The organism is Pseudomonas sp. MWU12-2319, from assembly GCF_023242525.1.
GTDB classification, from domain to species: Bacteria; Pseudomonadota; Gammaproteobacteria; order Pseudomonadales; family Pseudomonadaceae; genus Aquipseudomonas; species Aquipseudomonas gingeri_D.
Genome location: NZ_JALJES010000030.1, coordinates 52,644 through 76,301 on the forward strand (window position 1 = coordinate 52,644; position 23,658 = coordinate 76,301).

Genomic DNA, 23,658 nt, shown 5'->3' on the forward strand with positions numbered 1-23,658 from the left:
CATCGCCAGCGACTTGGCGCCAAAAACAGGGATCGTCTTTGAATTGTCATGAAGATGGCTAAATGCCAAGACCCTGAGCTAGATCAGTGTTTTGCTTTTCCGTGCGCTTAGAGTCGACGCCCTGCCGACTCCTCTCACTTTCTGAGCGCGCGTTCCATGAAGATCAATCTCCCGATTACCGGGCGAAATGTAGATGTCGCCTTTGATGCCAACATCCTTTCGACCACCGATCTGGACAGCACGATTACCTACGCCAATCCTGACTTCATCAGGATCAGCGGCTATAGCCGTGAGGAGCTGCTGGGTTCGCCGCATAACCTCTTGCGTCATCCGGACATGCCCGCCGAGGCTTTCGCCCATATGTGGCAAACCCTCAAGGGCGGACGCTCGTGGATGGGGCTGGTCAAGAATCGCTGCAAGAATGGCGATCACTACTGGGTCAGTGCCTACGCCACGCCGGTGACCCGCGACGGTCAGACGGTGGAGTACCAGTCGGTGCGGACCCGGCCCGAGGCTGCCCAGGTCGAGGCCGCCGAGCGTTGGTACGCCTGGTTGCGCAGCGGACGTTTGCCCTGGCGTCAGCGTTTGCCCAGCCTGCGTGTGCAGACCCGGCTCTGGGCGCAGGCCAGCGCGGTATTTGCCGTTGTCCTGGCACTGGGGCAAGGGTTTTCCGGGCAGCCGCTGGAGGTTGATCTGGGGCTCTGGGCCCTGGGCAGCGTGCTGGTCGGCGCGCTGACCCACTGGGCGCTGCGCCCGTTTGCCGAACTGACGGCGCGAGCCCGGGAGATCGCCGACAACCCCTTGAGCCAGGCGATCTACACCGGTCGTAGCGACGAGTTCGGTCAGATCGGCTTTGCCCTGAACATGCTCGAGGCCCAGGTCGGCGCGGTGGTGGGACGTATCGGCGATGCCTCGCTGCGCCTGTCCGGGCATGCTCAGGCGCTGGCCCGGCATATTCAAAGCAGTCATGCCAGCACCCTGGATCAACAGGCTGAAACCGACCAGGTCGCGGCGGCGATTCAGCAGATGAGCGCCAGCGTGGCCCAGGTCGCGAGCAATGCCCAGCAGGCCTCCGAGGTGGCCGACCAGGTCGGTAGGGAAACCCACGAAGGTCATCAACTGGTGGGAGACAGTCGCAGCGCGGTGCTGCGACTGGCCAACGAGCTGGCGCGGGCTACCGAGGTGATCCTGCATCTGGAAAGCCACAGCACCGAGATCTCCACGGTATTGGAAGTGATCCGCGGGATTGCCGACCAGACCAACTTGCTGGCGCTCAATGCCGCCATCGAAGCCGCCCGTGCCGGAGAGCAGGGTCGCGGGTTCGCGGTGGTGGCCGACGAGGTACGGGGGTTGGCCCAGCGAACGCAGCAATCGACCAACGAGATCCAGCGCATGATCAGCAATCTGCAGGAAGGCGCGTGCAACGCGGTGCAAGTGATGCAGCACAGCAGCCAGCAGGCCGAGGACAGTGTGCAACAGGTCCAGCAGGCGGCCGATGCCCTGGCCGGGATCAGCCAGCGGGTCAGCCGGATTACCGCCATGAGCCAGCAGATCGCTTCGGCGGTGGAAGAGCAAAGCACCGTCAGCGAGGACATCAGCCGCAATATCGTCAGCATCCGCAATGCCTGCGAGGCACTGGTCAATGTCGGCCAGCAGAGTCATCTCAGCTCGGGGGATGTGGCGGGGCTGGCGGATGACCTGCGTTCATTGGCCCAGGAGTTCTGGCGCAAGCGCTGCTGAACCTCCATGCTGGCAGACAGGGTCAACGCGATCCCTTGTGGGCGCCGGCTTGCTGGCGATGAGGCCCGTGAGCCTTGCATCGCCCGATCGGCCGCCATCGCCGGCAAGCCGGCTCCTACAGGTCCGTGTTTCTCCAGGCGGATCTTTATCCGAGGTCAGGCCGCCTGCAAGGGGATAAAGGCGTAGGTGGTCGCCGCTTCGCTCACTACCCGGGCCCCTTCTGCCTGCAACTGCTCGGCGATGGCCGGTCCGGAGACATGGAAGCTCCACTCGCTCGCCGCCGGCCAATGCGTCAGCTGTTGCACCTGGTCAATCGCCTCCGCGAACGCCGGCATCAGCGGCAGGTAGGCGGTGAAACCGTCGCCCTTGAGTGCCGTGGTGCGAATCCCCAGCCGTGCGCAAATCACTTCCTTGGCCTGGATATCGTCACGATCGGCCTGACGCGAGGTTTCGATCAGCCGCACCAGTTCCGGGTCCTGCAACTGCCCGCCGACGATCAGCAACGGCTGCGTGTCCTGCCAGGCCTCCGGTGGACAGTCCTTGGCCTCGGGACGCAGCGGGATATGCGGGTTGATTTCCATCGGGTAGATCCGGCACACCAGTGGCCGCCGTTGATAGATCCGGCAGAGCAGGTCTTCGTCAAGATTCCGGCAGGGCCCCACGTTGTAGGCGGCAAAGGTGATGGCGACGCGGGCTTCGGCGTGACCGCTGGGTACGCCCCAGGAGCGGCGCAGCACGTGATCGCGTTGCTGTTCCGGCTGGCCGAGGCCATCGGCCAGGAAGGCCTCGACCAGGACGATCACCTGGCCGCCGTCCGCCGCCCATTGCCGGGCCTCGACCAGTGTCAGGGGGACATGGTGATCGGTGCAGCATTTGCCGCAACCGACGCAGGAAAAGTGGGTGCTCATAAGTGAACCGACCGAAGGGCAAGGACTGGGACGGTGACGTAATTCCGTTTTGTTTCACCGTATGGGCTTCGGTCAAAGCAAGTTATGCGCCAGCCACTCAGTTGCTGCGGGCGGGCATGACCGAGTCCCATTCGGTGACGACGGCGGTCTTGCTCTTCTTGTTGTACAGGCACAACTCGGTACCCGGCTGGTTCTTCATGTGCGCCTGCGGATAGCGGCCGTGCAGCAACAGAGCGGTGTAACCGACCCTGTCGTCGAATTGCGCGGGGTTGCCCACGGGTTTGACGTTTTTCAGCTTGCTGGCCTTGGTGCAACTGGCAACCACGGTTTTGTGAACATTCGCCCAGGCGTCGGGGCTGGCGGCCTGGGCCTGGCTGGCCAGGGTGACGAGGCTGATGAAGAGCAGAGTGAAGGTTTTCATGACAGGTCTCCTTCAAGGGCGGCGGGCAAAAGGGGGATTATGCCTGAGCCGGGCTGACTTCATAGCGTTCGATAAAGCGCATGCCGACCCGCTCGTACAGGCGCCGGGCGCCGAGGTTGTTTTCCATGACCTTGAGGTCGACGAAGGCTTCGCCGCGGGCGGCGAACACCTTGAACGCCTGGCGCAGCAAGGCCAGGCCCAGGCCTTCGGCGCGGCGACGGGGGTGCACCACCAGGTCCTTGATATAGGCGCTGGTCCAGCACAGCGCGACACCGGCCACGCCCTGTTCGTCGAGGGCGACCAGGCACAGCGCGGGATCGAACTCGGCATCGCTGGTGAAGTGCTGGCTCCATTGGGCGAAGTCTTCGACCTGGCCGCCGCCATCCTGGTAACCGTGCTTGAGCAAGGCATGCACCGGCTCCATCAGCTGTGCGCGCAATACGCCGATACGGATGCCGGCCGGCCATTGGGGAATGTCCAGCAGGTCGTCGAGGTCCTTGCGCAGCAACTGGCAGTGGCGGTCGGACATCTCAGATACCTTGTTCCGCGACGGTCCGGGCCGCCTGGATCAGGCAGCGGGTCAGTTCCGGCGAGGAAAACTTGGTCAGCACCGCATTGGCCCCGGCCAGTCGTGCTTTCTCGCTGTTCATGGCACTGTCCAGCGAGGTGTGCAGGAGGATGTAGAGATCCTGGAAGTCCGGGGTTTCGCGCACTGTACGGGTGAAGGCGTAGCCGTCCATCTCTGACATTTCGATGTCCGAAACCACTACGTTGATCTGTTCGGCGGTGCCTTGCAGGTCCAGCAGGCAACCGATGGCGTCCTTGGCACTGCGGGCCGTGTGGCAGGTCAGGCCGAGGGTGCGCAAGGTGAGCACCGATTGCTGCAAGGCCACCTGACTGTCGTCGACCACCAGGATCCGTGCATGGCCGAGGATTTCCGCTTCTTCCATGGTCAGTTCGCTGGGCGTGACTTCGATTTGCGTCGGCGAGATACCGTGGATGACCTTTTCGATATCCAGCACCTGGACCAGCGTGCCGTCGACCTGGGTCACCCCGGTGATAAAGGCCTTGGGCCCGCCGGAACCGTAGGGCGGCGGACGGATATCGGTGGTCAGGCAATGAACGATCTTGCTCACGGCCTGGACGTGCAGGCCCTGTTTGGAGCGGCTGACATCGGTGACGATCAGGCAGCCGCCGTCCGGGTCCACCAGGGGGCGTTCGCCGATGGCGCGGCTCAGGTCGATCACCGACAGCGAGGCGCCGCGCAGGGTGGCGATGCCTTTGACGTGGGGATGGGACTCCGGCAGCTTGGTCAGTGGCGGGCAGGGAATGATTTCACTGACTTTCAGCAGGTTGATTGCCATCAGCTTGCCGCTGCGCAAAGTAAAGAGCAGAAGGGATAGCGAGTCTGCGCGGGCTTTGTTGGAAGACATAAAAACCTTCTGTGGAAAAAGGTGGTCCAGGACAGATTAACCCTGAACGGCTATCGATGATGGGTTATCGACCCGATGGAGGCCGGCTTTAGGTGTAATACACAACTCGCTGTTAAGTGTTTACTTCAAGCCGAGGCGTTTGGCCATCCGCCCGAGGTTGGCCCGGTCCAGTCCCAGTTCGCGGGCGGCGCTGGCCCAATTGTGCTGGTGTCGCTCCAGGCAGGCGCCGATCAGCTGTCGCTGGTAGTTTTCCGTGGCCTGGCGCAGATCAACGCCGCTTTCGAGCTCCGGCGGGGCAAGGGTTTGCTCCTGTGGGGCCTGGGGGGCAGTCGTCGGCAAATCCAGATCGGTGGCGCTCAGGCTTAGGATTCTTGGCCGCTCCCGGCAATTGCCCAAGGCTTTCAGGGCGCTGCGTCCGATCAGGTGTTCCAGCTCGCGGACGTTGCCCGGCCAGTTGTACGCCAGCAGCGCCGCCTGCGCATCCGCACCCAGGCGCAAGCTGCCCAGCCCCAGGCGCGAGCGGTTCTGTTCCAGGAAAAAACCACTTAATAGCAATACATCGCGACCGCGCTCGCGCAGGGCCGGCACTTGCAGCGGATAGACGCTCAGGCGGTGGTAGAAGTCGGCTCGATAGCGCCCGCTGCGCACTTCTTCAGCCAGGTCGCGATTGGTGGCGGCGATCAACCGCACATCCACCTGATGCTCGCGGTCCGAACCCAGGCGCTGTAGCTGGCCGCTTTGCAGTACCCGCAGCAATTTGGCCTGGACGCTCAGCGACAACTCGCCGACCTCATCGAGAAACAGTGTGCCGCCATTGGCCAGTTCGAATTTGCCGCGTCTATCGTTCACGGCTCCGGTGAAGGCGCCGCGTACATGGCCGAACAGCTCGCTCTCCACCAGGGTATCCGGCAGGGCGGCGCAGTTGAGGCTGATGATGGGCTTTTCCGCACGGGGGGAGGCGGCATGGATCGCCTGGGCCACCAGTTCCTTGCCGACCCCGGTTTCACCGGTGATCAGCACCGTCAGGTCGCTGCCGCCCACCAGGTTGATCTCTTCCACCAGGCGTTTGTGGGCTTTGCCCTGGCCGATCATCTCGCGATTCTGTGGACCGCTGGCCTGGCGATAGAGCTCGGCGCGCTGGTGTTCGTCCTCGGCGCGCAAGGCCAGACGCGCGATCCGTTCGGCGGCATTCACCGTGGCCGCCGCCAGGCTGGCGAAGGCCTGCAGGGCATCGAGCTCGATCCGTTCGAAGCGCTCCGGGTCCAGGGCGTCGAGGGTCAGCAGGCCCCAGGGTTGTTCGTCGATAAACAGCGGGCAGCCCAGGCAGTCATGGACCTCCAGGTGCTCGGTCAAACCCTCCACCAGGCCGTCGTAAGGGTCCGGCAGATCGGTGTCGCTGTCGAAACGGGTCGGCCCGTGGCTGCCGAGCAGGATCTGGAAACGTGGGTGCTCGCTGATCTTGAAGCGCCGTCCGAGGGTGTCCGGGCTCAGGCCATCGACAGCCAGCGGCACCAGCCACTCGCCGTCCAGGCGCAGCAGCGCGGCGGCGTCACAGGGCAGCAGGGCGCGCATGGCTTCGAGCAGGCGTCGATAGCGTTCACTTTCGGGCAGTTCACGTGAGAGATCCGATACCAGCGGCAGTAGGGCCGTCAGCAGGAGTTTTGCAGTCATATTGACTCCTATGGTGTCGGAATGACTATAAGTTGCCTGTAGTCACTATGACTAATACAATTTTAACTTGTTGATTTATATCATTTTTAATCTTGGCATGAAGTGTGATGAGTAAAGGTTGATTCAGATAAAACCTCACCCCCAGGAGTTGACCCATGCTGAGCGTTCAAGACCGTGCCATCGTCAAATCGACTGTCCCGCTGCTGGAAAGCGGCGGCGAGGCGCTGATCACTCACTTCTATCGGATGATGCTGTCCGAGTACCCGCAGGTGCGCCCACTGTTCAACCAGGCCCACCAGTCCAGTGGCGACCAGCCCCGGGCGTTGGCCAACGGCGTATTGATGTATGCCCGGCATATCGACCAGCTCGATCAGTTGGGCGACCTGGTGGCCAAGATCATCAACAAGCATGTTGCGCTGCAGATCCTCCCGGAGCATTACCCGATTGTCGGCACTTGCCTGTTGCGGGCCATTCACGAAGTGCTCGGCGAGGAGATCGCCACGCCTGAAGTCATGAGTGCCTGGGGGGCGGCCTATAAGCAGTTGGCCGATATCCTGATCGGTGCCGAAACGGCCATTTACGACGAGAAAGCCCTGGCGCCCGGCGGCTGGCGCGGCGCCCGGCTGTTCAAGGTGGTGGCCAAGGTCGAGGAAAGCCAGGAAATCACTTCGTTCTATTTCGAGCCGGAGGATGGCCGGCCGGTCCTGGCGTTCGCCCCGGGACAGTACATCGGCATGAAGCTGGTTATCGACGGCGAAGAGATGCGCCGCAACTACTCGCTCTCGGCGCTGGCGAAGGCCGGTCAGTATCGGATCAGTGTCAAGCGCGAGGCCGGTGGCAAAGTCTCGAACTACCTGCATGACCAACTGGCCGTCGGCGCCAGCCTGGAACTGTTCCCGCCGGCGGGCGAGTTCACTTTGGCGGCCAGCGACAAGCCGCTGGTGTTGATCAGTGGCGGGGTCGGGATCACGCCGACCTTGCCGATGCTCGAAGCAGCGTTGGCGGGTGAACGGCCGGTGCATTTTATCCACTGCGCGCGCAACGGCCAGGTGCATGCTTTCCGTGACTGGGTCGATGCCCTGGCCGAGCGTCATCCGCAGCTCAAGCGCTTCTATTGTTACGCCGAGGATGATGGTGTGAGCCCCGCAGCGGACAAGGTCGGCCTGCTGAGCCAGGAACAGTTGGGCGAATGGTTGCCCCAGGAGCGTGACCTGGATGCCTATTTCCTCGGGCCCAAGGGTTTTATGGGCGCAATCAAGCGTCACCTCAAAGCCCTGGGGGTGCCGGAGCAGCAGAGCCGTTATGAGTTCTTCGGGCCGGCCGCGGCCCTGGAGTAATTCGTGGTACCGCCGTGGCCAAGCCTGTGGCCACGGCTGTCGGCCGGCCGGATCGGGCGCATGGGCAAAATCCCTGGGCGCGTTAATCCCGGTTTAATCGGCTTGTCGTTAATTCGCCGATCATTGTCGGCGATCTTGTGGTGGTTTACCCATACTCCCCCAGACACCGACCTCGCGTGTTCAATACGCTCAAAGGTCATGGTCAGCGTGTAGACTTCCGGGCAACACATGTTCACCGGGTTGAAACGAGCGGATTGCGACCTGTGGGCCTATGGGATACAACCTCGGTTTGATGCCGCAGCTCGCTGCGCGGCCCTTCGGCCGATCCAACAACGAGTCAAAGGGAAACGGGATGACTGACGAAATGATGCGGCTGGGACGGGAAAAGCGCTTCCTGGTCCTGCTGGGGGTGATCTGCCTCGCCTTGATCGGCGGTGCGTTGTACATGCAGGTGGTGCTGGGCGAAATGCCGTGCCCGTTGTGTATCCTGCAACGCTACGCCTTGCTGTTCATTGCGCTGTTCGCCTTTATCGGCGCGGGCATGCGCACCCGGCGCAGCCTCACGGTGCTGGAAGTGCTGGTGTGGTTGAGTGCCGTCGGCGGCATCATTGCGGCGGGTCGTCACGTCTATATCCAGGCCAATCCGGCGGTGAGCTGCGGCATCGACGTGCTGCAACCGATTGTCGACGGCCTGCCCCTGGCGTCGATCTTCCCGTTGGGCTTCCAGGTCGAGGGTTTCTGCGAAACGCCATACCCGCCGCTGCTGGGGCTGTCCCTGGCGCAATGGGCGCTGGTGGCTTTCGTGCTGACGGCGTTGCTGGTGCCGGTGGGTATCTACCGCAATCGCCAGAAAAACCGCTGATGTCGGTGGTCAGTCGATGCGGCTGAGGCTTGCCGATAATCCTTGGAAAACGCCCCGATCTTTCATGTAAGATCGGGGCGTTTTTTATGTCTGTCGGCCCTGGTAAAAAGCCCTGATAACCGGCAATAAAACGCGCGAAAAAACTGCGACATATTGTCACGTCGCAGCTGTCGCACTGGCCGTTTCTGACCTCGATGTCATCTTCTGATTGACAGCCATCCTCGAAAAAGTTCCCTGGCACGCTCTGTGTTTCACGTCTATACGGGGAGCCTCCCGATACCCCCCGAAGATCCTTCCAATACCCCGTCATGCTTGGGCCAGAGCCTCTTTCACGGCCCTTGCCAGGGCGATTTCGCTGCGGATCAGTTGTTGGACAAAAGAGCGGTTCATGGCTTTTTGTTGAGAATGGAACGCGATACGATTCAGGATCGTTGCAAAAACGGTTAATGATTGTTGCGTGAATTGATAAAAAATATTTCAGGATGAGACGTGGTTTATAAAACGCTACCTCACTACAATCGCCGCACTGAATGTCCGGCGCCGCTCTGCCTGAGCGCAATAGGGCGGTCGAAGGGCTCAAGGGCGCTATGCGACCCCTGGTGCTGGCGACCTTTCCAAGTATCCGCACCAAATGGAATTGGTCTGTAACAAGGCCTATGACCCACGAAATCGAATAAGAACTCACGCCCGTTCCAGAGGTGCCGATCAATGATTGGTACGACGGACAGGCCCTTATTCAATCGGAAAAAATTGCCAACCCTTGGCAGGGTGAAGTGTTGGCTATCGAAACCCAACTGCATTGCGCAAGCTGCTTTAGAGGTCGTGAGATGAGTAAAACAAGGTATCCCAGATTCTTAGGCTTATTGCCGCTGCTCGGCACGTTGTTGCTGGGAGGGTGCAACATGACCTTGCTCGACCCGAAGGGTCAGGTCGCCCTGGACGAACGTAACCTGATCATCACCGCTACGCTGCTGATGCTGTTGGTCGTGGTGCCGGTCATCCTGATGACCTTTGCCTTCGCCTGGAAATACCGCGCGTCGAACAAGGACGCCACCTACGCGCCGAAATGGAGCCACTCCACCAAGATCGAAATCGTGGTCTGGGCCGTGCCTGCCATCATCATCCTGTTCCTGGGCATCGTCACCTACAAGTCGACCCACGCCCTGGACCCGTATCGTCCGCTGGAATCCGACGTCAAGCCGATCACCGTCGAAGTGGTCGCCCTGGACTGGAAATGGCTGTTCATCTACCCGGAACAAGGCATCGCCACCGTCAACAAGCTGGTCTTCCCGGCCAAGACCCCGGTGAACTTCAAGATCACTTCCGACAGCGTGATGAACTCGTTCTTCATCCCGGGCCTGGGCGGTCAGATCTACGCCATGGCCGGTATGCAGACCAAGCTGCACCTGATCTCCAACGAGAATCATGAGTACGAAGGGATTTCCGCCAACTACAGCGGCGCCGGCTTCACCGGTATGAAATTCAAAGCGACCGCAACCAGCCAGGCGGATTTCGATGCCTGGGTAGCTGAGGTCAAGAAGGCACCTAAACAGCTTGAACAAGCTGAATACGCGGACCTTGCCAAGCCAAGCCAGGACAATCCGGTCGCGCTTTATTCCACCGTGACGCCGAACCTGTTCCAGAACATCGTCGACAAGTACGAAGGGATGAAAGCAGGCAAGCCGATCGAGCACGAGAAGAAAGAAGTGGCCGCATCGGAAGGAATGGACATGAGTTCGCATTCAGCTGCCGGGGCAGAGGAGTAAACGATGTTTGGTAAATTAAGTTGGGAAGCGGTCCCGTTCCACGAGCCGATTGTCATGGTGACCATTGCCATGATCGCGCTTGGCGGTCTGGCTTTGTTCGCGGCGATCACCTACTTCAAGAAGTGGACCTACCTGTGGACCGAGTGGCTGACTTCGGTCGACCACAAGAAAATCGGTGTCATGTACATCGTCGTGGCCATGGTCATGCTGCTGCGCGGTTTCTCCGACGCCATCATGATGCGGACCCAGTTGGCCATGGCCACCGAGGGTTCTCCTGGCTACCTGCCGCCTCACCACTATGACCAGATCTTCACCGCCCACGGTGTGATCATGATCATCTTCATGGCGATGCCTTTCTTCACCGGCCTGATGAACATCGTCGTGCCGTTGCAGATCGGTGCGCGTGACGTGGCCTACCCGTTCCTGAACTCCCTGAGCTTCTGGCTGCTGGTTTCCGGCGTGGTGCTGATCAACGTTTCCCTGGGTGTCGGCGAATTCGCCAAGACCGGTTGGGTTGCCTATCCGCCGCTGTCGGGCCTGCAATACAGTCCGGGCGTGGGGGTGGATTACTACATCTGGGCGCTACAGCTATCAGGGCTGGGTACAACGCTGACCGGGGTGAACTTCCTGGCCACCGTGCTGAAAATGCGTACCCCTGGCATGAAGCTGATGGACATGCCGATCTTCACCTGGACCTGCACCTGGGCCAACGTGCTGATCGTCGCTTCGTTCCCGATCCTCACCGCTACACTGGCTTTGCTGACGCTTGACCGCTACATGGATTTCCACATTTTCACCAATGAACTGGGTGGAAATCCGATGATGTACGTCAACCTGTTCTGGGCTTGGGGTCACCCCGAGGTGTACATCCTGATCCTGCCGGCGTTCGGGGTCTTCTCCGAAGTCATCTCGACCTTCTCCGGCAAGCGACTGTTCGGCCACCACTCGATGATCTATGCCAGTGGCGCGATCTCGGTACTGGGCTTCATGGTTTGGCTGCACCACTTCTTCACCATGGGTTCGGGTGCCAACGTCAACGCCTTCTTCGGCCTGGCGACGATGCTGATTTCGATCCCGACGGGGGTGAAGCTATTCAACTGGCTGTTCACCATCTACCGTGGCCGTCTGCGCATGACCAGCCAGGTTCTCTGGACCCTGGGCTTCATGGTGACCTTCGCCATCGGCGGCATGACCGGCGTACTGCTGGCAATCCCGGGTGCTGACTTCGTCCTGCACAACAGCCTGTTCGTGATCGCGCACTTCCACAACGTGATCATCGGCGGCGCGGTCTTCGGTTACATCGCCGGCTTCAGCTTCTGGTTCCCGAAAGCGTTCGGCTTCAAGCTGCACGAAGGTTGGGGCAAGGCGGCGTTCTGGTTCTGGATCTCCGGCTTCTTCGTCGCGTTCATGCCGCTCTACGCACTGGGCTTCATGGGCATGACCCGTCGTCTGAACGCCAGCACCAACCCTGAGTGGGTGCCTTACCTGTACGTGGCGTTGTTCGGTGCCATTCTGATCGCCTTCGGTATCGCTTCGCAATTGATCCAGATCTACGTAAGTGTGCGTGATCGCAAGCAGAACATGGACGTGACCGGCGACCCATGGAACGGCCACACCCTGGAATGGTCGACTTCTTCGCCACCGCCGTTCTACAACTTCGCCGAACTGCCGAAAGCCGATGGGGTTGACCCGTTCACCGAAGCCAAGGAAAACGGTACCGCGTACTCGGTGCCCAAGCGCTACCAGCCGATCCATATGCCGAACAACACCGCGACCGGCCTGGTCATGGGTGCTCTGCTGACCGTGTTCGGTTTCGCGATGATCTGGCATATCTGGTGGATGGCGATCGCTGGCCTGGCCGGTACGGTGATCTACTTCATCATCCATATCTCGCGTGATGATCAGGGTTACATGGTGCCAGTGGACGTCATCGAGCGTATCGAAGCTGAGCAGCACAAGGTGCTGGCGGCGGCGAAAGTGACTCCTGCCACCCGTGTTGAATCTTCGCTGGAACAGGCTTAAACCATGTCGAACTTAGTGACCAATGCTGGACACGCCCATGGTCATGACCATGGGCACGATGACCACCACCACGATACGAGCGAGATGACCGTCTTCGGTTTCTGGCTCTACCTGATGACCGACTGCATCCTGTTTGCGTCGATCTTCGCAGCGTACGCGGTGCTGGTTAACAACGTCGCCGGTGGCCCGTCGGGCCACGACATCTTCGAACTGCCGTACGTGCTGGGCGAAACCGCCTGCCTGTTGCTCAGTTCGATCACCTACGGCTTCGCCATGCTGGCGGTGTTCAAGGGCAAGAAAAGTCAGGTTCTGTTCTGGTTGGCAATCACCTTCCTGTTCGGCCTGGGCTTCATCGGCATGGAAATCAATGAATTCCACAAGCTGATCGAAGAAGGTTTCGGCCCTAACCGCAGCGGCTTCCTGTCCGGGTTCTTCACCCTGGTCGGGACTCACGGTCTCCACGTCAGCAGCGGTCTGATCTGGATGGGCGTGATGATGTACCAGGTCTGGAAAAACGGCCTGACGCCAAGCAACATCACCCGCCTGAGCTGCCTGAGCTTGTTCTGGCACTTCCTGGACGTCGTGTGGATCTGCGTATTCACCGTTGTTTACCTGATGGGGACTCTGTAAATGGCTAATGCACAGCATTCCAGTGATGCCAACCACGGCAGCGTGAAGTCCTACATGGTCGGCTTTGTCCTGTCGATCATCCTGACTATCATCCCGTTCGGCCTGGTGATGTACCCGTCGCTGCCGAAAGCGGCGACCCTGTGGATCGTTCTGGTCTTCGCAGTGATCCAGGTGCTGGTGCACCTGGTGTACTTCCTGCACCTGGACCGTTCCGCGGCACAGCGTAACAATGTGGTGGCGTTTATCTTCGCGGCACTGGTGATCGTCCTGCTGGTGGGTCTGTCGCTGTGGATCATGTTCAGCATCCACACCGTCATGATGGCGAAGTGAGGTAAACCCGATGTCGCTCAAGCACTTTATCCAAATCACCAAACCGGGGATCATTTTCGGTAACGTGCTTTCTGTGGCGGGTGGTTTCTTCCTGGCCTCGAAAGGGCATGTCGATCTGGCCATCTTCCTGGCGGCCATGATCGGTACTTCGCTGGTGGTGGCGTCCGGTTGTGTGTTCAACAACTGCATCGACCGTGACATCGACCTGAAGATGGAGCGCACCAAGAACCGGGTGCTGGTCCAGGGGCTTATCTCCCTGAAACTGGCCCTGATTTACGCCACCGTTCTCGGGATCGCCGGCGTGGCCCTGCTGTACCGCGTCGCCAACCCGTTGGCGGCGCTGTTCGCGGTGATCGGCTTTGTCATCTACGTCGGCTTCTACAGCCTGTACTTCAAGCGCAAGTCGGTTCACGGCACGCTGATCGGCAGTCTGTCGGGGGCGATGCCTCCGGTGATCGGCTACGTGGCGGTGAGCAACAGCTTCGACATGGCGGCCCTGACGCTGCTGGTGATGTTCAGTTTGTGGCAGATGCCGCATTCCTACGCGATCGCGATCTTCCGCTTCAACGATTACCTGGCCGCATCGATTCCGGTGTTGCCGGTGAAGCGCGGGATCCTGGTGGCCAAGAAGCACATCCTGCTCTACATCCTGGCCTTCCTCGGCGCGACGTTGATGCTGACCTTCAGCGGTTATGCCGGCATGAGCTACCTCGCCGTGGCCGCGGCCATGGGCATGTACTGGTTGTACATGGCCTGGACCGGCTACAAGGCGGTGGATGACACGGTCTGGGCACGCAAGCTGTTTGTGTTCTCGATCTTCACCATCACTGCCCTGAGCGTGATGATGTCGCTGGATTTCAAGGTGCCCAGTGAGTTGCTGCTGACTTACGCCCGCTGAGTCCACCGGCTATTGAAAAAGCCCCGCCTTCGCAAGAAGCGCGGGGCTTTTTTTTGCTCAGGCCTGGAGCAAACGCAGGAAGCGCTCGCGGACCCGTTCGTCGTCGCTGTGGGCGACGTTGAAGCGCAGAAAGCTCGAGGCTTCGGGGCCGGCGCTGAGCAAGGTCCCGGGGGCCAGCACGATGTCGTTTTCCAGGCCTTTGCGGGCCAGGGTCTCGGCCTCGATTCCGGCCGGCAGGCGGGCCCAGATGAACAGCCCTTCGCCCGGGCATGACGCCACCGAACAGCCGGCTTCGCCCAGCCAGCGGGCTACGCGGTTGTTGGCCGCATACAAGCGATCGATCAGGCGTCGGGCGTGCCGGGTGTAGCTGCCGTCGCTGAGCATTCGATAGATGATCTGTTCCACCAGCTCCGAGGTCACGCAGCCGCTCGACATCTTCAGGTCGATCATCCGCGCGGCCAGCTCCGGCCGCAGCGCCAGGTAGCTGAGCCGGCAGTTGGCACTGAGTATCTTGGTGAACCCCGAGACATAGCTGATGTTGTCCAGGCCGCCGGCCGCCGCGAGGCGAGGGGTCTGTTTCTGCTGGATATCGCCATACAGGTCGTCTTCGATGATATGGAAGCCGTAGCGATGGCTGAGCTCCAGCAACCGATAGACCTGGGCCGGGGAAAAGGAATGGCCGGTGGGATTGTGCAGCGTACTGTTGGTCAGGTAGAGCATCGGGCGATGACTGTCGAGCAGCTGTTCGAGCTGGTTGAAGTCCAGGCCGTCACGGCCGCGGGGAATGCTGACGATCCGCGCGCCGTGCAGCACCAGGTTCGCCCGCAGGTTGAAGTAGCACGGGTCGTCCAGCAGCACCGTGTCGCCGGGCTTGATCAACAGGCGCATAAGCATGTCGATGGCCTGGAGGGTGTTGGCCGTGGTGATGATCTGTTCCACCGGGACGTCGATATCCAGGGTCGACAGCTTCACCCGCAGGGCCTGGCGTAGCGGCGGGTAACCGGCGGGCACGCCGACTTCACCCATGCGCAGGGTGGTGGCCCGCAGGGTGCCGCGAGCGGCCTTGAGCAATTCCTCGCGAGGCAACCAGGAGGAGGGCAGGAAACCGCAGCCGGGGCGCAGGGCTCCGTTGTCCAGCAGCAGGCCCCGGCGCACCACGCTCAGGGTGTCCTGCGGCAGCAGCTCACGGCCGACTCCGGCCTGCACCGCCGCGCTGAGCCGTGAGACGTAGTGCCCCGAGCCCTGGCGCGAAGTGATCAGGCCCTTGGCCCGCAGCCGGTCCAGTGATTCGACCACCGTCGACTTGCCGACCCCCATGAGATCGGAGAGTTCGCGAATCGGCGGCAACTTGGCCCCGTGCTGTAGGGAGCCCTGGTTGATGGCAGCCGAGAAACGGTCGACGATCTGTTGTACCAGTGGCTCGCCAGGAAGGAACTCGATGGCGGCGATCACGGCTCTCTGAACCTGCATTTTACTGGTCGCTCGAGCAATAAAGTCCGGAGGATTCTAGTCGAACTTGCCCTGATCAAGAAGACATCCGCTCGCTAGTATCAAGACGCCATTGTTCCCCTGCATGCCGTGCTGATTGAAGAGGTTCTCCCTACGTGTTGAAACTGCCCAATCGAACATTCGAGGTACCGCTGCATGACTGAGCCCGCCGGGAGTCTGATATGAACGCGCAACCCTGTGTGATGGTGGCCGGCTGCGCGGGCAAGCGTGCAGGCGATATCCAGAAACTGCGCGAGCTGTGCCGGGCGCTGTATCAGGCCTCGCTGATCTTTCTGGTGGAGAAGGTCCAGCCCGGGGATGAGCTCGTGGCGGGTAACGCCTGGGCGCCTTCCCTCGCGGTCGAAAACGTCGACGCGGCGCTGAATGCTGTCTGCCGTTGCCTGGCCAGCGAGGATTGGAAAGACCTGGAGCTGCCGCTGTCCGCGACCTATCTGCGCTTGCAGGGGCTCTACGCCGAGCTCCACCATGGCTGGCAACGCGATCTGGCCACGATCACCTTTGCGCTCGTGGCCCACATCCGCGTGAATACTCACCTGGAGCTGCTCGTCGATGAGCCAGGGGCGCAGCCGCGCAGTCGCCATGGGGCCGCGTCGCCCGGAACACGAAGCCAGATGCTCGCTGAAGTGGCGAAGGTAATGTACCTGGGGCTGGATACCGAGAAACACTTGTTCTTTGCGCGGATTCTGCCCAAGGCCCTCCACGGGTTTGCCGCCGAGGATCATTCGAAGTGGGAGGCAATCCTCCTGCAACTGGGGGTTGTGGAGGCCGATGTGCTGCTCGATGAAACGACTGATGCCAGCCATGACCGCGCAAGCATGCCTGTCCTGGCGCCATGAGCGGTGCTGCTCGTGGTAGCGAGGATTGGATCCATGTATGGCGAAAGGCTTACATGCCGTGGCACTGATCTCCTCTGTTGACCGTTCATGGCCGGGCTTAATCTACACCCATCGCTGCTACGCAAGGATGTGTGCAGGATCAAGGATGATCGAACCGGGCCATGGAGGCCGCCGACGGGATGTCGGAATGCTTTGAAGAAAACCCGCTTCGGCGGGTTTTCTTTTATCTGTGGACAGCCAACACCTACAGGGGTGCACACCTATGGGCAGATGCCTGGTCTTCGTTCTCCTCCTTGGCGCCTCCTGTTCGGCCTTCAGCGCCGATGCCTACAAGTGTGTCAGCCAGGACGGTAAGGTCAGTTTCGCCGCGCAGCCCTGCGCGCCGGACCAGGGCGTATCCAGCTGGCAAGCCCGCACCCAGCGCACGCAACTGCACAGCGTCTCGGCCGATGAGGCCAAGGCCGACGCCATCAATCAGCGCGCCACGAAAATCCTGCAGGCGGGCTACCACACGCGCATTATCTACAAGGTCAATATCGTCCCCGGCCCCGGACAGAAAGCTCCCTGAGACAAGCCAGTGTACGAGTGAAAGGGTTCGGCAATTATTTCAAGTTGTCGTACGACGTGCCGATAGCCTGCCAACTCTGAAGCTAAGGGCAGGGGTCGCTGACCCGAAGCCATAACAAAAAAGGCGGTCGTCATGTTTCTTCGTCAACTGAATATCGCGCCTCGCGCGGCGCTGGGTTTTGCCTTGATCGCGGTGCTGGTGGCCTTGCTGGGGGTGTTCGCCCTGGGCCAGATGTCGAACATCCGCGAAGGCGAGGTAGCGGTTGAAACCCAATGGCTGCCGAGTATTCGTGGCGGTGACGAGATCCGCGAGATCATGTTGCGCATCCGCACCATCTCCCTGCGCATGGCCCTCGACCAGGACCCGAAGAACATCGCGGTGTACCGCGGCCAGATGGACGTGCGCGACAAGGAATTGAGCGAGCGGATCGTCGCCTACGACAAACTGGTCACCACCCCCGAGGCCCGGCTGTTGTATGACCAGTTCAAGACAACCTTCGCCGCGTACCGTGCCGGTATCGCCCAATCCTTCACCCTGGCCGAGCAGGGCCGGCGCGACGAACTGATCAAGCTGCTGCTGGTGGACATGAAGACCGTGGTGGACGGTTCCGGCAAGCAACTGACCGACCTGGCCGACCTCTTTACCAAACAGGTGGCGGCCGAGAGCCAGAAGTCCGAGGAGCACTACAGCAACTCGCGGATGATCGTGATCCTGTTTGTTGTCCTGGCGGCCCTGGCCACCGTGGGCCTGGCGACGTTGCTCACGCGCAGTATCGTCAAACCCCTGGGGCAGGCCCTGAGCGCGGCGCAGAATGTGGCGCGGGGCGACCTGACCCAGCGTATCGAAAGCCACGGTGACGATGAAGTCAGTCACCTGCTCGAAGCCCTGGCCACCATGCAGCAAACCTTGCGTGACACTTTGCAAGGCATCAGCGGTTCGGCGACCTCGCTGACCACCGCGGCGGACGAACTGAATACGGTCACCCGGGGCAGCACCGAGGGCCTGCAACAGCAGAACCATGAAATCGAACAGGCGGCCACGGCGGTCAACGAAATGACCACGGCGGTGGAAGAGGTGGCGCGCAATGCCGTGTCCACCTCCGATGCCACCCGCAAATCCAGCGAATCGGCGCGGCTCGGCCAGGAGCGGGTGAGTGAAACTCTCGGCGCCATCAGTGCGCTGTCCGGGGACGTCGAGCGCACCGGGGAGCTGGTACGTTCGCTGGCCGATCAGTCCCAGGGCATCGGCAAGGTGCTGGAAGTGATTCGCGCCATTGCCGAGCAGACCAATCTGCTGGCACTGAATGCCGCCATCGAGGCGGCCCGTGCCGGTGAGAGCGGGCGCGGCTTTGCGGTGGTGGCCGATGAGGTGCGTGCCCTGGCCCATCGCACCCAGCAGTCGACCCAGGAGATCGAACAGATGGTTTCCGGTATGCGCAGCGGTTCGACCCTGGCCCTGGAGTCGATGCACACCAGCACCGCCCGTGCCGCCAGTACGTTGGCCCTGGCTGAACGGGCCGGCGAAGCGCTGGTGACCATCACCGCCTCGGTGCATGAAATCCACGAGCGCAACCTGGTGATCGCCAGCGCGGCGGAAGAACAGGCCCAGGTGGCCCGGGAAGTCGACCGTAACCTGGTGAACATCCGCGACCTGTCGATCCGCTCGGCGACCGGGGCCGACCAGACCAGCGCCGCCAGCCATGAGTTGTCGCGGCTGGCAACTTCGTTGCAGGGACTGGTCGGGCGCTTCCGGGTCTGAGCCTGGCTCAGGCTTTCTGACGTTCCCGCGCCTTGGCCCGCAGATGGCGGATCAGGGCGATCCCGGCAACGATGACCACTACGCCGATCACGATGCGCAGGCGATAGGGTTTGAGATTGCCCAGCAGGCTTTCGAGGAAGCCGCCGGCCCAATAACCGGCCGTGGCAAAGAGCATGGCCCAGACCACGGCTCCGAGCAGGTTCATCAGGCTGAAGCGCAGCGGCGATAGCCGGCTGGCACCGATTACCAGCGGACCCACCAGGCGCATGCCATAGAGGAAGCGTACGGCAAAGATCGAGGTCAGCGGGTGGCGTTGAATGAGTCCCGTCACCCGTTCTATGGCGGCCTGCTGGCGATGCAGGCGGGGTAGCAGACGGGCGCCGAAATAACGTCCGGTCCAGAACAGCGCCTGGTCGCCGAGCATCCCGCCGAGGCTGGCCCAGAAGATCACCAGCGGCAGGTGCAGGACCTGCTGGTGCGCCGCCACCCCGCCGAGGATCAGGATGGTTTCCCCTTCCAGCAGGCAGCCGATGAAGATGGCCCAATAGCCGTAGGTGGCGAGCAGGTAGTTGAAGTCGATGTGTTCGAACATAACGGTGTACTGATCCTTGTATCGGTCCATGGGCGCTGTTGCCGATGCACGAGGCAGCAGGCAGGCGACGGTGTTCTTGGGTCTGATCGATTGGCCAGGCGAAAGTGCCCTGGGGTGCCCGGCTCAACAATAGCCGAGTTTGTGCCTGTTCTGATTCAGGCTGACTGTCGCGCCAACCACTCCCGCGGACTTTCACCGATCTTGCGGCGAAAGGCCCGCGCCAGGGCCGATGGGCTTTCATAACCGACCTCATCGGCAATCAGGGCAATCGGCCGACCCTCGCGTAAACGCTTCTGGGCCAGGCTGACACGCCAGCTGAGCACATAGTCTGCCGGAGTCTGGCCGACCACTTTGTGAAAATGCGCGGCGAAACTGGCCCGGGACATATTCGACTCCTGCGCCAGGTCGGCCACGGTCCAGGGTCGCTCGGGATGGTTGTGCATCATGGTCATGGCCCGAGCCAGGCGCAGGTCCGCCAGGCCCGACATCATCCCGGTGGTCATGCTGTGGTAGGCCATCATGTGCCGCAGGAACTGGATCACCATCAGTTCGAACAGGCGGTTCATCACCGCTTCGCGGCCACAGTGTTCGGCGAAGGCCTCAGCGAACAGCCACTCGAGATTGCCCTCGAGCATGGGCACCGCGGCGAGCGGCATCACGATGGTGTCGGACAAGGCCACGGACAGCGGATTGTCGATACCGCCATCGAAACGCAGCGCCGCGCAGACCAGTTCGGCGGCGTCGGCCTTGCTGGCAACCAGGCGATGGGGCAGGGGACGGGGGATCAGGATCAGGCTCGGTTCTTCGATGCGCAGCAGCTTGCCGCCGCTCTCGAGGTTGACCCGGCCACTTTTCAGCAGGTGCACGTGCCCGCGGGGTTCCAGGCCATCGACCTCGGCATTGCCTCGCAGGAGGCCACTGTGGAAGGTGTCGGCGGCGATGCCGAAGTGCGTGAGCAAGGTCGACAGGCGATCCATTCTTTCCCTCTCGTTAACGCTGGAATTAGACGATCTGGCGCATATCATCGACAGGAAGGCGCCATTCGTAAAGCTGTTTTGCCCATCATGGCCCCACGTTCAGCGACCTGGACGCCGCCGCTTCCGGTGGGTCAGCCATTTCATGCGAGAGGGAATACCAATGCAAATGTTCCGTTTTTCTGCCGTCTCCAAACTCTTCGCCGCCGTCGCCATCGCGGCTGGAGCCTTGTCGATGGGCTGGGCGGGTTCGGCCGCCGCTGCCGCGCAGCCGGACCAGAAAGCCACGGTGGTGCTGGTGCACGGCGCCTTTGCCGAGTCTTCCAGCTGGAATGGGGTGATTGCCCGCCTGCAGGCCAAGGGGTATCCGGTGATCGCCGTCGCCAACCCGCTGCACAGCGTGAAAAGCGATTCGGACTATGTGGCTGACATCGTCGAACATACACCAGGTCCAGTGATCCTGGTTGGGCATTCCTACGGTGGCTCGGTGATTTCCAACGCGGTCCATGGCCGTTCCAACGTTAAGGCATTGGTCTATGTCGCCGCCTTCGCCCCGGAAAAAGGCGAGACCGCGATCGAACTCTCCGGCCGTTTTCCGGGCAGCACCCTGGGCCCGACCCTGGCGCCGCCGGTGCCGTTGAAAGATGGCACGGTGGACCTGTTTATCCAGCAGGATAAATTCGCCGCGCAGTTCGCCGCCGATGTCGCCCCCAAGGAGGCCGCGCTGATGGCCGCGACCCAGCGCCCGGTCGCCGAGGCCGCGTTGAAGGAAGGCTCGGGTGATCCGGCCTGGAAAACCCTGCCGTCCTGGTTTATCTACGGTTCGGCGGACAAGAACATTCCCGAAGCGGCCCTGAAGTTCATGGCTGATCGCGCGGGCTCCAGGGAGACGGTGGATATCAAGGGCGCGTCCCATGTGGTGATGGTGTCCCATCCGGACAAGGTCGCGGCGATCATTGAAGATGCGGCCAAGGCTATCGCCAAATAAGCCACGAGCATCCAGGCAGGCCGGCTCCCACACGGTGTGCTCGGCCTGCTAGGGCTTGCCCCACTTCTCCAGTGCGAACTCCACGAAGCTGCGCAGCTTGGGCAGTCGGTAGCGGTCTTGCGCGTAAAGCAGGTTCATCGGCCGGCTGGGCAGCTTGTATGTCCCCAGCAGCGGCACCAGTCGGCCTTCGCGCAGATCGTCGCGCAGCAACGCATCCGGCAGCATCACGATGCCCATTCCGGAGAGCGCCGCCTGGTACAACGCCGAAGAACTGTTGATGGTCATCGGGCCGCTCACCGGTACCAGGATTTCCCCCTCCGGGCCGCTCAGGCTCCACTGTTTTTCCACCGTCCGCCAGTCGTCGCCCGCCGGGTAGGCGAAGGCCAGGCAGTCGTGATGTTCCAGGTCCTGGGGGATGATCGGTGTCCCGCGCCGTTTCAGGTACGACGGCGACGCACAGACGGTCAGCGCATAGTTTTCCAGGGGCCGGGCAATCAGCGCCGAGGGGTCGGGCGCACCCAGGCGGATCGCCGCATCAAAGCCGCTGTCGATCAGGTCTTCGCGCTGGTTGCTGAGCATTACGTCCAGCTTGATCCGGGGATACCGCAGCACGAACTCACTCAGGGCCGGTGCCAGGCGTTCGGAGCCGAAGGTCAGCGGCGCGGTGATCCGCAGGATACCGCTGGGCTCGCCCTGGGCCTGTTCGGCCAGGCGCTCGGAGTCCGCCACCAGCCCCAGCACCTCAAGACAGCGCTGATAGTAGGTCGAGCCGAACTCGGTCAGGCGCTGACGACGAGTCGTACGGTTAAGCAGGCTGACCCCGAGCCGTTGCTCCAGTGAGCGCAGGTGATTGCCGACCATGGTGGTGGAAATGCCGCACTCCAGGGCGGCGGCGGTCATGCTGCCGCTCTCCACCACGGTCACGTACACCCGCATTGCCTGGAAAAGATCCATTATCAATCTCAGCTTTAAAATGATTGAAGCACAACGCAGTTTATCCAGCTCAGGTGGCTAACGATACTGCCAGCACCACCCCATGCCTGGAGCTCGATGCCATGACCGCCGCTAGCCTGATGACCACCTATCAACCACTGGACCTGGGGTTCGTCAAAGGGCTGGGCACCCGCCTGTGGGATCGCGAAGGCCGTGAGTACCTGGATGCCGTGGCCGGCGTGGCGGTGACCAATATCGGTCACTCCCACCCGCGCCTGGTGAGTGCCATCTGCGAGCAGGCCGGCCTGTTGCTGCACACCTCCAACCTCTACAGCATCGACTGGCAGCAACACTTGGCCCAACGCCTGGTCCAGCTATCGGGCATGGACCGGGTGTTCTTCAACAACTCCGGCGCCGAGGCCAATGAAACGGCGCTGAAGCTGGCGCGACTGCATGCCTGGCACAAAGGGATCGAGAAACCCCTGGTGGTGGTCATGGAGAATGCCTTCCACGGCCGTACCCTGGGCACCTTGTCCGCCAGCGACGGTCCGGCGGTGCGCCTGGGCTTCCATGACCTGCCGGGGGACTTCATCAAGGTGCCATACGGTGACCTGGCGCTGTTGCACAGCATTGCCCGCAGCCACGGCCAGCGGATCTGCGCGGTACTGATGGAGCCGATCCAGGGCGAAAGCGGTGTGCAACTGCCGCCGCCAGGCTACCTGAAGGCCGTCCGCGACCTGTGCAAGCGGCGCTCCTGGTTGCTGATGCTCGACGAGATCCAGACCGGCATCGGCCGCACCGGCCAGTGGTTCGCCTTCCAGCACGAAGGCGTTGTCCCGGACGTGATGACCCTGGCCAAGGGCTTGGGCAATGGCATTCCCATCGGCGCTTGCCTGGCGCGGGGCAAGGCCGCCGAGCTGTTTACTCCTGGCAGCCACGGCAGCACCTTTGGCGGTAACCCGCTGGCCTGTCGGGCCGGCTGCACCGTGCTCGATATCATCGAGGAGCAGGGCTTGGTGGAGAATGCCCGGCAGCAAGGGGAGCATTTGCTGGCACGGCTACGGGCCGAACTGAGCGGTTGTCCGCAGGTCCTGGCGATACGTGGGCAAGGCCTGATGATCGGTGTCGAACTGCACCAGCCGGTACGTGACCTGGCGCTGATCGCGGCCCGGGACCAGGGCTTGTTGATCAACGTGACACGGGGCAAGACCATTCGCCTGCTGCCGCCGCTGGTGATCGACAAGCAGGAAGTCGAGATGATAGTGAAAGGGCTGTGTGGCGTATTGCAGTGGGAAAAAAACACGGCAATAGCGAAAGGCTTACACGCCGCGCCCGCAATCGCCTCTATGAGCGTTTGAGCGGCTGCCCTATTCTGGATCCATCACTGCTGCGCAAGGATGTGCACAGGATCAGGGAAGATCGACCATCGCCAGGACGGCAGCCGACAGGACGTTGGAATGGTCAAAAGAAAACCCCGCTTCG

Annotated in this window: 22 protein-coding genes; 13 read left to right on the top strand and 9 right to left on the bottom strand. The window is 61.7% G+C overall.

Translation table 11 applies throughout. The features are described from left to right. The first annotated feature begins 156 nt into the window (after positions 1-156). The gene (locus M5C01_RS31370; RefSeq protein WP_152741161.1) at positions 157-1,740 is read left to right on the top strand and encodes a PAS domain-containing methyl-accepting chemotaxis protein; all 1,584 of its coding nucleotides are present in this window, start codon (positions 157-159) and stop codon (positions 1,738-1,740) included. A 155-nt stretch (positions 1,741-1,895) separates the two neighbouring features. Here M5C01_RS31370 and M5C01_RS31375 read toward each other — a convergent pair whose 3' ends face one another. From M5C01_RS31375 to norR, 5 genes are all read right to left on the bottom strand, one after another. Further along, the gene (locus M5C01_RS31375; RefSeq protein ID WP_152741159.1) at positions 1,896-2,648 is read right to left on the bottom strand and encodes a YkgJ family cysteine cluster protein; all 753 of its coding nucleotides are present in this window, start codon (positions 2,646-2,648) and stop codon (positions 1,896-1,898) included. 97 nt (positions 2,649-2,745) lie between these two features. Further along, the gene (locus M5C01_RS31380; RefSeq protein WP_152741158.1) at positions 2,746-3,069 is read right to left on the bottom strand and encodes a hypothetical protein; all 324 of its coding nucleotides are present in this window, start codon (positions 3,067-3,069) and stop codon (positions 2,746-2,748) included. A 37-nt stretch (positions 3,070-3,106) separates the two neighbouring features. Continuing rightward, positions 3,107-3,598, bottom strand: a complete 492-nt coding sequence (locus M5C01_RS31385; RefSeq protein ID WP_152741157.1) for a GNAT family N-acetyltransferase — start codon at positions 3,596-3,598, stop codon at positions 3,107-3,109. A 1-nt stretch (position 3,599) separates the two neighbouring features. Beyond that, positions 3,600-4,502 carry a chemotaxis protein gene (locus tag M5C01_RS31390; RefSeq protein ID WP_103494552.1) on the bottom strand — a complete coding sequence of 301 codons (903 nt, stop codon included), beginning with the start codon at positions 4,500-4,502 and terminating at the stop codon, positions 3,600-3,602. Between the two features lie 120 nt (positions 4,503-4,622). Next, on the bottom strand, positions 4,623-6,173 hold the full coding sequence (gene norR / locus M5C01_RS31395) for a nitric oxide reductase transcriptional regulator NorR (protein ID WP_152741156.1): 1,551 nt from the start codon (positions 6,171-6,173) through the stop codon (positions 4,623-4,625). A gap of 155 nt (positions 6,174-6,328) precedes the next feature. On the opposite strand from norR, the gene hmpA reads away from it, so the two are divergent. The 7 genes from hmpA to cyoE all read left to right on the top strand — a co-directional run bounded on the left by hmpA (position 6,329) and on the right by cyoE (position 14,018). Further along, positions 6,329-7,510, top strand: coding sequence for an NO-inducible flavohemoprotein (gene hmpA / locus M5C01_RS31400; RefSeq protein ID WP_152741155.1), 1,182 nt, complete (start codon positions 6,329-6,331; stop codon positions 7,508-7,510). A gap of 352 nt (positions 7,511-7,862) precedes the next feature. Beyond that, on the top strand, positions 7,863-8,372 hold the full coding sequence (locus M5C01_RS31405; RefSeq protein ID WP_103494555.1) for a disulfide bond formation protein B: 510 nt from the start codon (positions 7,863-7,865) through the stop codon (positions 8,370-8,372). A gap of 827 nt (positions 8,373-9,199) precedes the next feature. Then, complete coding sequence (gene cyoA, locus M5C01_RS31410) at positions 9,200-10,138, top strand: ubiquinol oxidase subunit II (protein ID WP_103494556.1); 939 nt, start codon at positions 9,200-9,202, stop codon at positions 10,136-10,138. A gap of 3 nt (positions 10,139-10,141) precedes the next feature. Next, positions 10,142-12,160 carry a cytochrome o ubiquinol oxidase subunit I gene (gene cyoB / locus M5C01_RS31415; RefSeq protein ID WP_152741154.1) on the top strand — a complete coding sequence of 673 codons (2,019 nt, stop codon included), beginning with the start codon at positions 10,142-10,144 and terminating at the stop codon, positions 12,158-12,160. Between the two features lie 3 nt (positions 12,161-12,163). Further along, positions 12,164-12,790, top strand: coding sequence for a cytochrome o ubiquinol oxidase subunit III (gene cyoC / locus M5C01_RS31420; RefSeq protein WP_100941332.1), 627 nt, complete (start codon positions 12,164-12,166; stop codon positions 12,788-12,790). Then, positions 12,791-13,120 (top strand): cytochrome o ubiquinol oxidase subunit IV, encoded by a 330-nt coding sequence (cyoD, locus tag M5C01_RS31425; RefSeq protein ID WP_100941333.1) that lies wholly within the window; start codon positions 12,791-12,793, stop codon positions 13,118-13,120. 10 nt (positions 13,121-13,130) lie between these two features. Then, positions 13,131-14,018 (top strand): heme o synthase, encoded by an 888-nt coding sequence (gene cyoE / locus M5C01_RS31430; RefSeq protein WP_103494558.1) that lies wholly within the window; start codon positions 13,131-13,133, stop codon positions 14,016-14,018. Positions 14,019-14,075: 57 nt separating this feature from the next. Here cyoE and M5C01_RS31435 read toward each other — a convergent pair whose 3' ends face one another. Continuing rightward, complete coding sequence (locus tag M5C01_RS31435) at positions 14,076-15,488, bottom strand: PLP-dependent aminotransferase family protein (RefSeq protein ID WP_152741153.1); 1,413 nt, start codon at positions 15,486-15,488, stop codon at positions 14,076-14,078. Between the two features lie 200 nt (positions 15,489-15,688). On the opposite strand from M5C01_RS31435, the gene M5C01_RS31440 reads away from it, so the two are divergent. The 3 genes from M5C01_RS31440 (at position 15,689) to M5C01_RS31450 (ending at position 18,689) form a co-directional block, all read left to right on the top strand. Continuing rightward, complete coding sequence (locus M5C01_RS31440; RefSeq protein WP_152741152.1) at positions 15,689-16,363, top strand: hypothetical protein; 675 nt, start codon at positions 15,689-15,691, stop codon at positions 16,361-16,363. Between the two features lie 262 nt (positions 16,364-16,625). Further along, on the top strand, positions 16,626-16,931 hold the full coding sequence (locus M5C01_RS31445; RefSeq protein WP_103494561.1) for a DUF4124 domain-containing protein: 306 nt from the start codon (positions 16,626-16,628) through the stop codon (positions 16,929-16,931). A gap of 132 nt (positions 16,932-17,063) precedes the next feature. Then, positions 17,064-18,689 (top strand): methyl-accepting chemotaxis protein, encoded by a 1,626-nt coding sequence (locus M5C01_RS31450; protein WP_152741151.1) that lies wholly within the window; start codon positions 17,064-17,066, stop codon positions 18,687-18,689. Between the two features lie 7 nt (positions 18,690-18,696). On the opposite strand, the gene M5C01_RS31455 is transcribed toward M5C01_RS31450, so the two are convergent. Beyond that, a complete protein-coding gene (locus M5C01_RS31455) occupies positions 18,697-19,281 on the bottom strand; it encodes a DedA family protein (protein WP_103494563.1) in 585 nt (194 codons plus the stop codon). 155 nt (positions 19,282-19,436) lie between these two features. After that, positions 19,437-20,258, bottom strand: a complete 822-nt coding sequence (locus M5C01_RS31460) for an AraC family transcriptional regulator (protein WP_103494564.1) — start codon at positions 20,256-20,258, stop codon at positions 19,437-19,439. A 160-nt stretch (positions 20,259-20,418) separates the two neighbouring features. Between M5C01_RS31460 and M5C01_RS31465 the strand changes: the two genes are divergently transcribed. Then, positions 20,419-21,243, top strand: a complete 825-nt coding sequence (locus M5C01_RS31465; protein ID WP_152741150.1) for an alpha/beta hydrolase — start codon at positions 20,419-20,421, stop codon at positions 21,241-21,243. Between the two features lie 48 nt (positions 21,244-21,291). Here the strand turns inward: M5C01_RS31465 and M5C01_RS31470 are convergent, their stop codons facing one another. Next, entirely contained in the window at positions 21,292-22,197 is a 906-nt protein-coding gene (locus tag M5C01_RS31470) for a LysR family transcriptional regulator (protein ID WP_152741149.1), read from the bottom strand. Positions 22,198-22,298: 101 nt separating this feature from the next. On the opposite strand from M5C01_RS31470, the gene M5C01_RS31475 reads away from it, so the two are divergent. Further along, a complete protein-coding gene (locus tag M5C01_RS31475; protein WP_152741148.1) occupies positions 22,299-23,534 on the top strand; it encodes an acetylornithine transaminase in 1,236 nt (411 codons plus the stop codon). The last annotated feature ends 124 nt before the right edge of the window (positions 23,535-23,658 follow it).

Coding starts and splice junctions, on each gene's coding strand:
- M5C01_RS31390 (WP_103494552.1), bottom strand. CDS start 4,502: ATGTCTTCCAACAAAGCCCGCGCAGACTCGCTATCCCTTCTGCTCTTT.
- norR (WP_152741156.1), bottom strand. CDS start 6,173: ATGACTGCAAAACTCCTGCTGACGGCCCTACTGCCGCTGGTATCGGAT.
- M5C01_RS31465 (WP_152741150.1), top strand. CDS start 20,419: ATGCAAATGTTCCGTTTTTCTGCCGTCTCCAAACTCTTCGCCGCCGTC.
- M5C01_RS31385 (WP_152741157.1), bottom strand. CDS start 3,598: ATGTCCGACCGCCACTGCCAGTTGCTGCGCAAGGACCTCGACGACCTG.
- M5C01_RS31475 (WP_152741148.1), top strand. CDS start 22,299: ATGACCGCCGCTAGCCTGATGACCACCTATCAACCACTGGACCTGGGG.
- M5C01_RS31380 (WP_152741158.1), bottom strand. CDS start 3,069: ATGAAAACCTTCACTCTGCTCTTCATCAGCCTCGTCACCCTGGCCAGC.
- cyoE (WP_103494558.1), top strand. CDS start 13,131: ATGTCGCTCAAGCACTTTATCCAAATCACCAAACCGGGGATCATTTTC.
- cyoA (WP_103494556.1), top strand. CDS start 9,200: ATGAGTAAAACAAGGTATCCCAGATTCTTAGGCTTATTGCCGCTGCTC.
- cyoD (WP_100941333.1), top strand. CDS start 12,791: ATGGCTAATGCACAGCATTCCAGTGATGCCAACCACGGCAGCGTGAAG.
- cyoC (WP_100941332.1), top strand. CDS start 12,164: ATGTCGAACTTAGTGACCAATGCTGGACACGCCCATGGTCATGACCAT.
- M5C01_RS31445 (WP_103494561.1), top strand. CDS start 16,626: ATGGGCAGATGCCTGGTCTTCGTTCTCCTCCTTGGCGCCTCCTGTTCG.
- M5C01_RS31375 (WP_152741159.1), bottom strand. CDS start 2,648: ATGAGCACCCACTTTTCCTGCGTCGGTTGCGGCAAATGCTGCACCGAT.
- M5C01_RS31450 (WP_152741151.1), top strand. CDS start 17,064: ATGTTTCTTCGTCAACTGAATATCGCGCCTCGCGCGGCGCTGGGTTTT.
- M5C01_RS31370 (WP_152741161.1), top strand. CDS start 157: ATGAAGATCAATCTCCCGATTACCGGGCGAAATGTAGATGTCGCCTTT.
- M5C01_RS31440 (WP_152741152.1), top strand. CDS start 15,689: ATGAACGCGCAACCCTGTGTGATGGTGGCCGGCTGCGCGGGCAAGCGT.
- M5C01_RS31460 (WP_103494564.1), bottom strand. CDS start 20,258: ATGGATCGCCTGTCGACCTTGCTCACGCACTTCGGCATCGCCGCCGAC.
- M5C01_RS31405 (WP_103494555.1), top strand. CDS start 7,863: ATGACTGACGAAATGATGCGGCTGGGACGGGAAAAGCGCTTCCTGGTC.
- M5C01_RS31455 (WP_103494563.1), bottom strand. CDS start 19,281: ATGTTCGAACACATCGACTTCAACTACCTGCTCGCCACCTACGGCTAT.
- M5C01_RS31435 (WP_152741153.1), bottom strand. CDS start 15,488: ATGCAGGTTCAGAGAGCCGTGATCGCCGCCATCGAGTTCCTTCCTGGC.
- hmpA (WP_152741155.1), top strand. CDS start 6,329: ATGCTGAGCGTTCAAGACCGTGCCATCGTCAAATCGACTGTCCCGCTG.
- M5C01_RS31470 (WP_152741149.1), bottom strand. CDS start 22,197: ATGGATCTTTTCCAGGCAATGCGGGTGTACGTGACCGTGGTGGAGAGC.
- cyoB (WP_152741154.1), top strand. CDS start 10,142: ATGTTTGGTAAATTAAGTTGGGAAGCGGTCCCGTTCCACGAGCCGATT.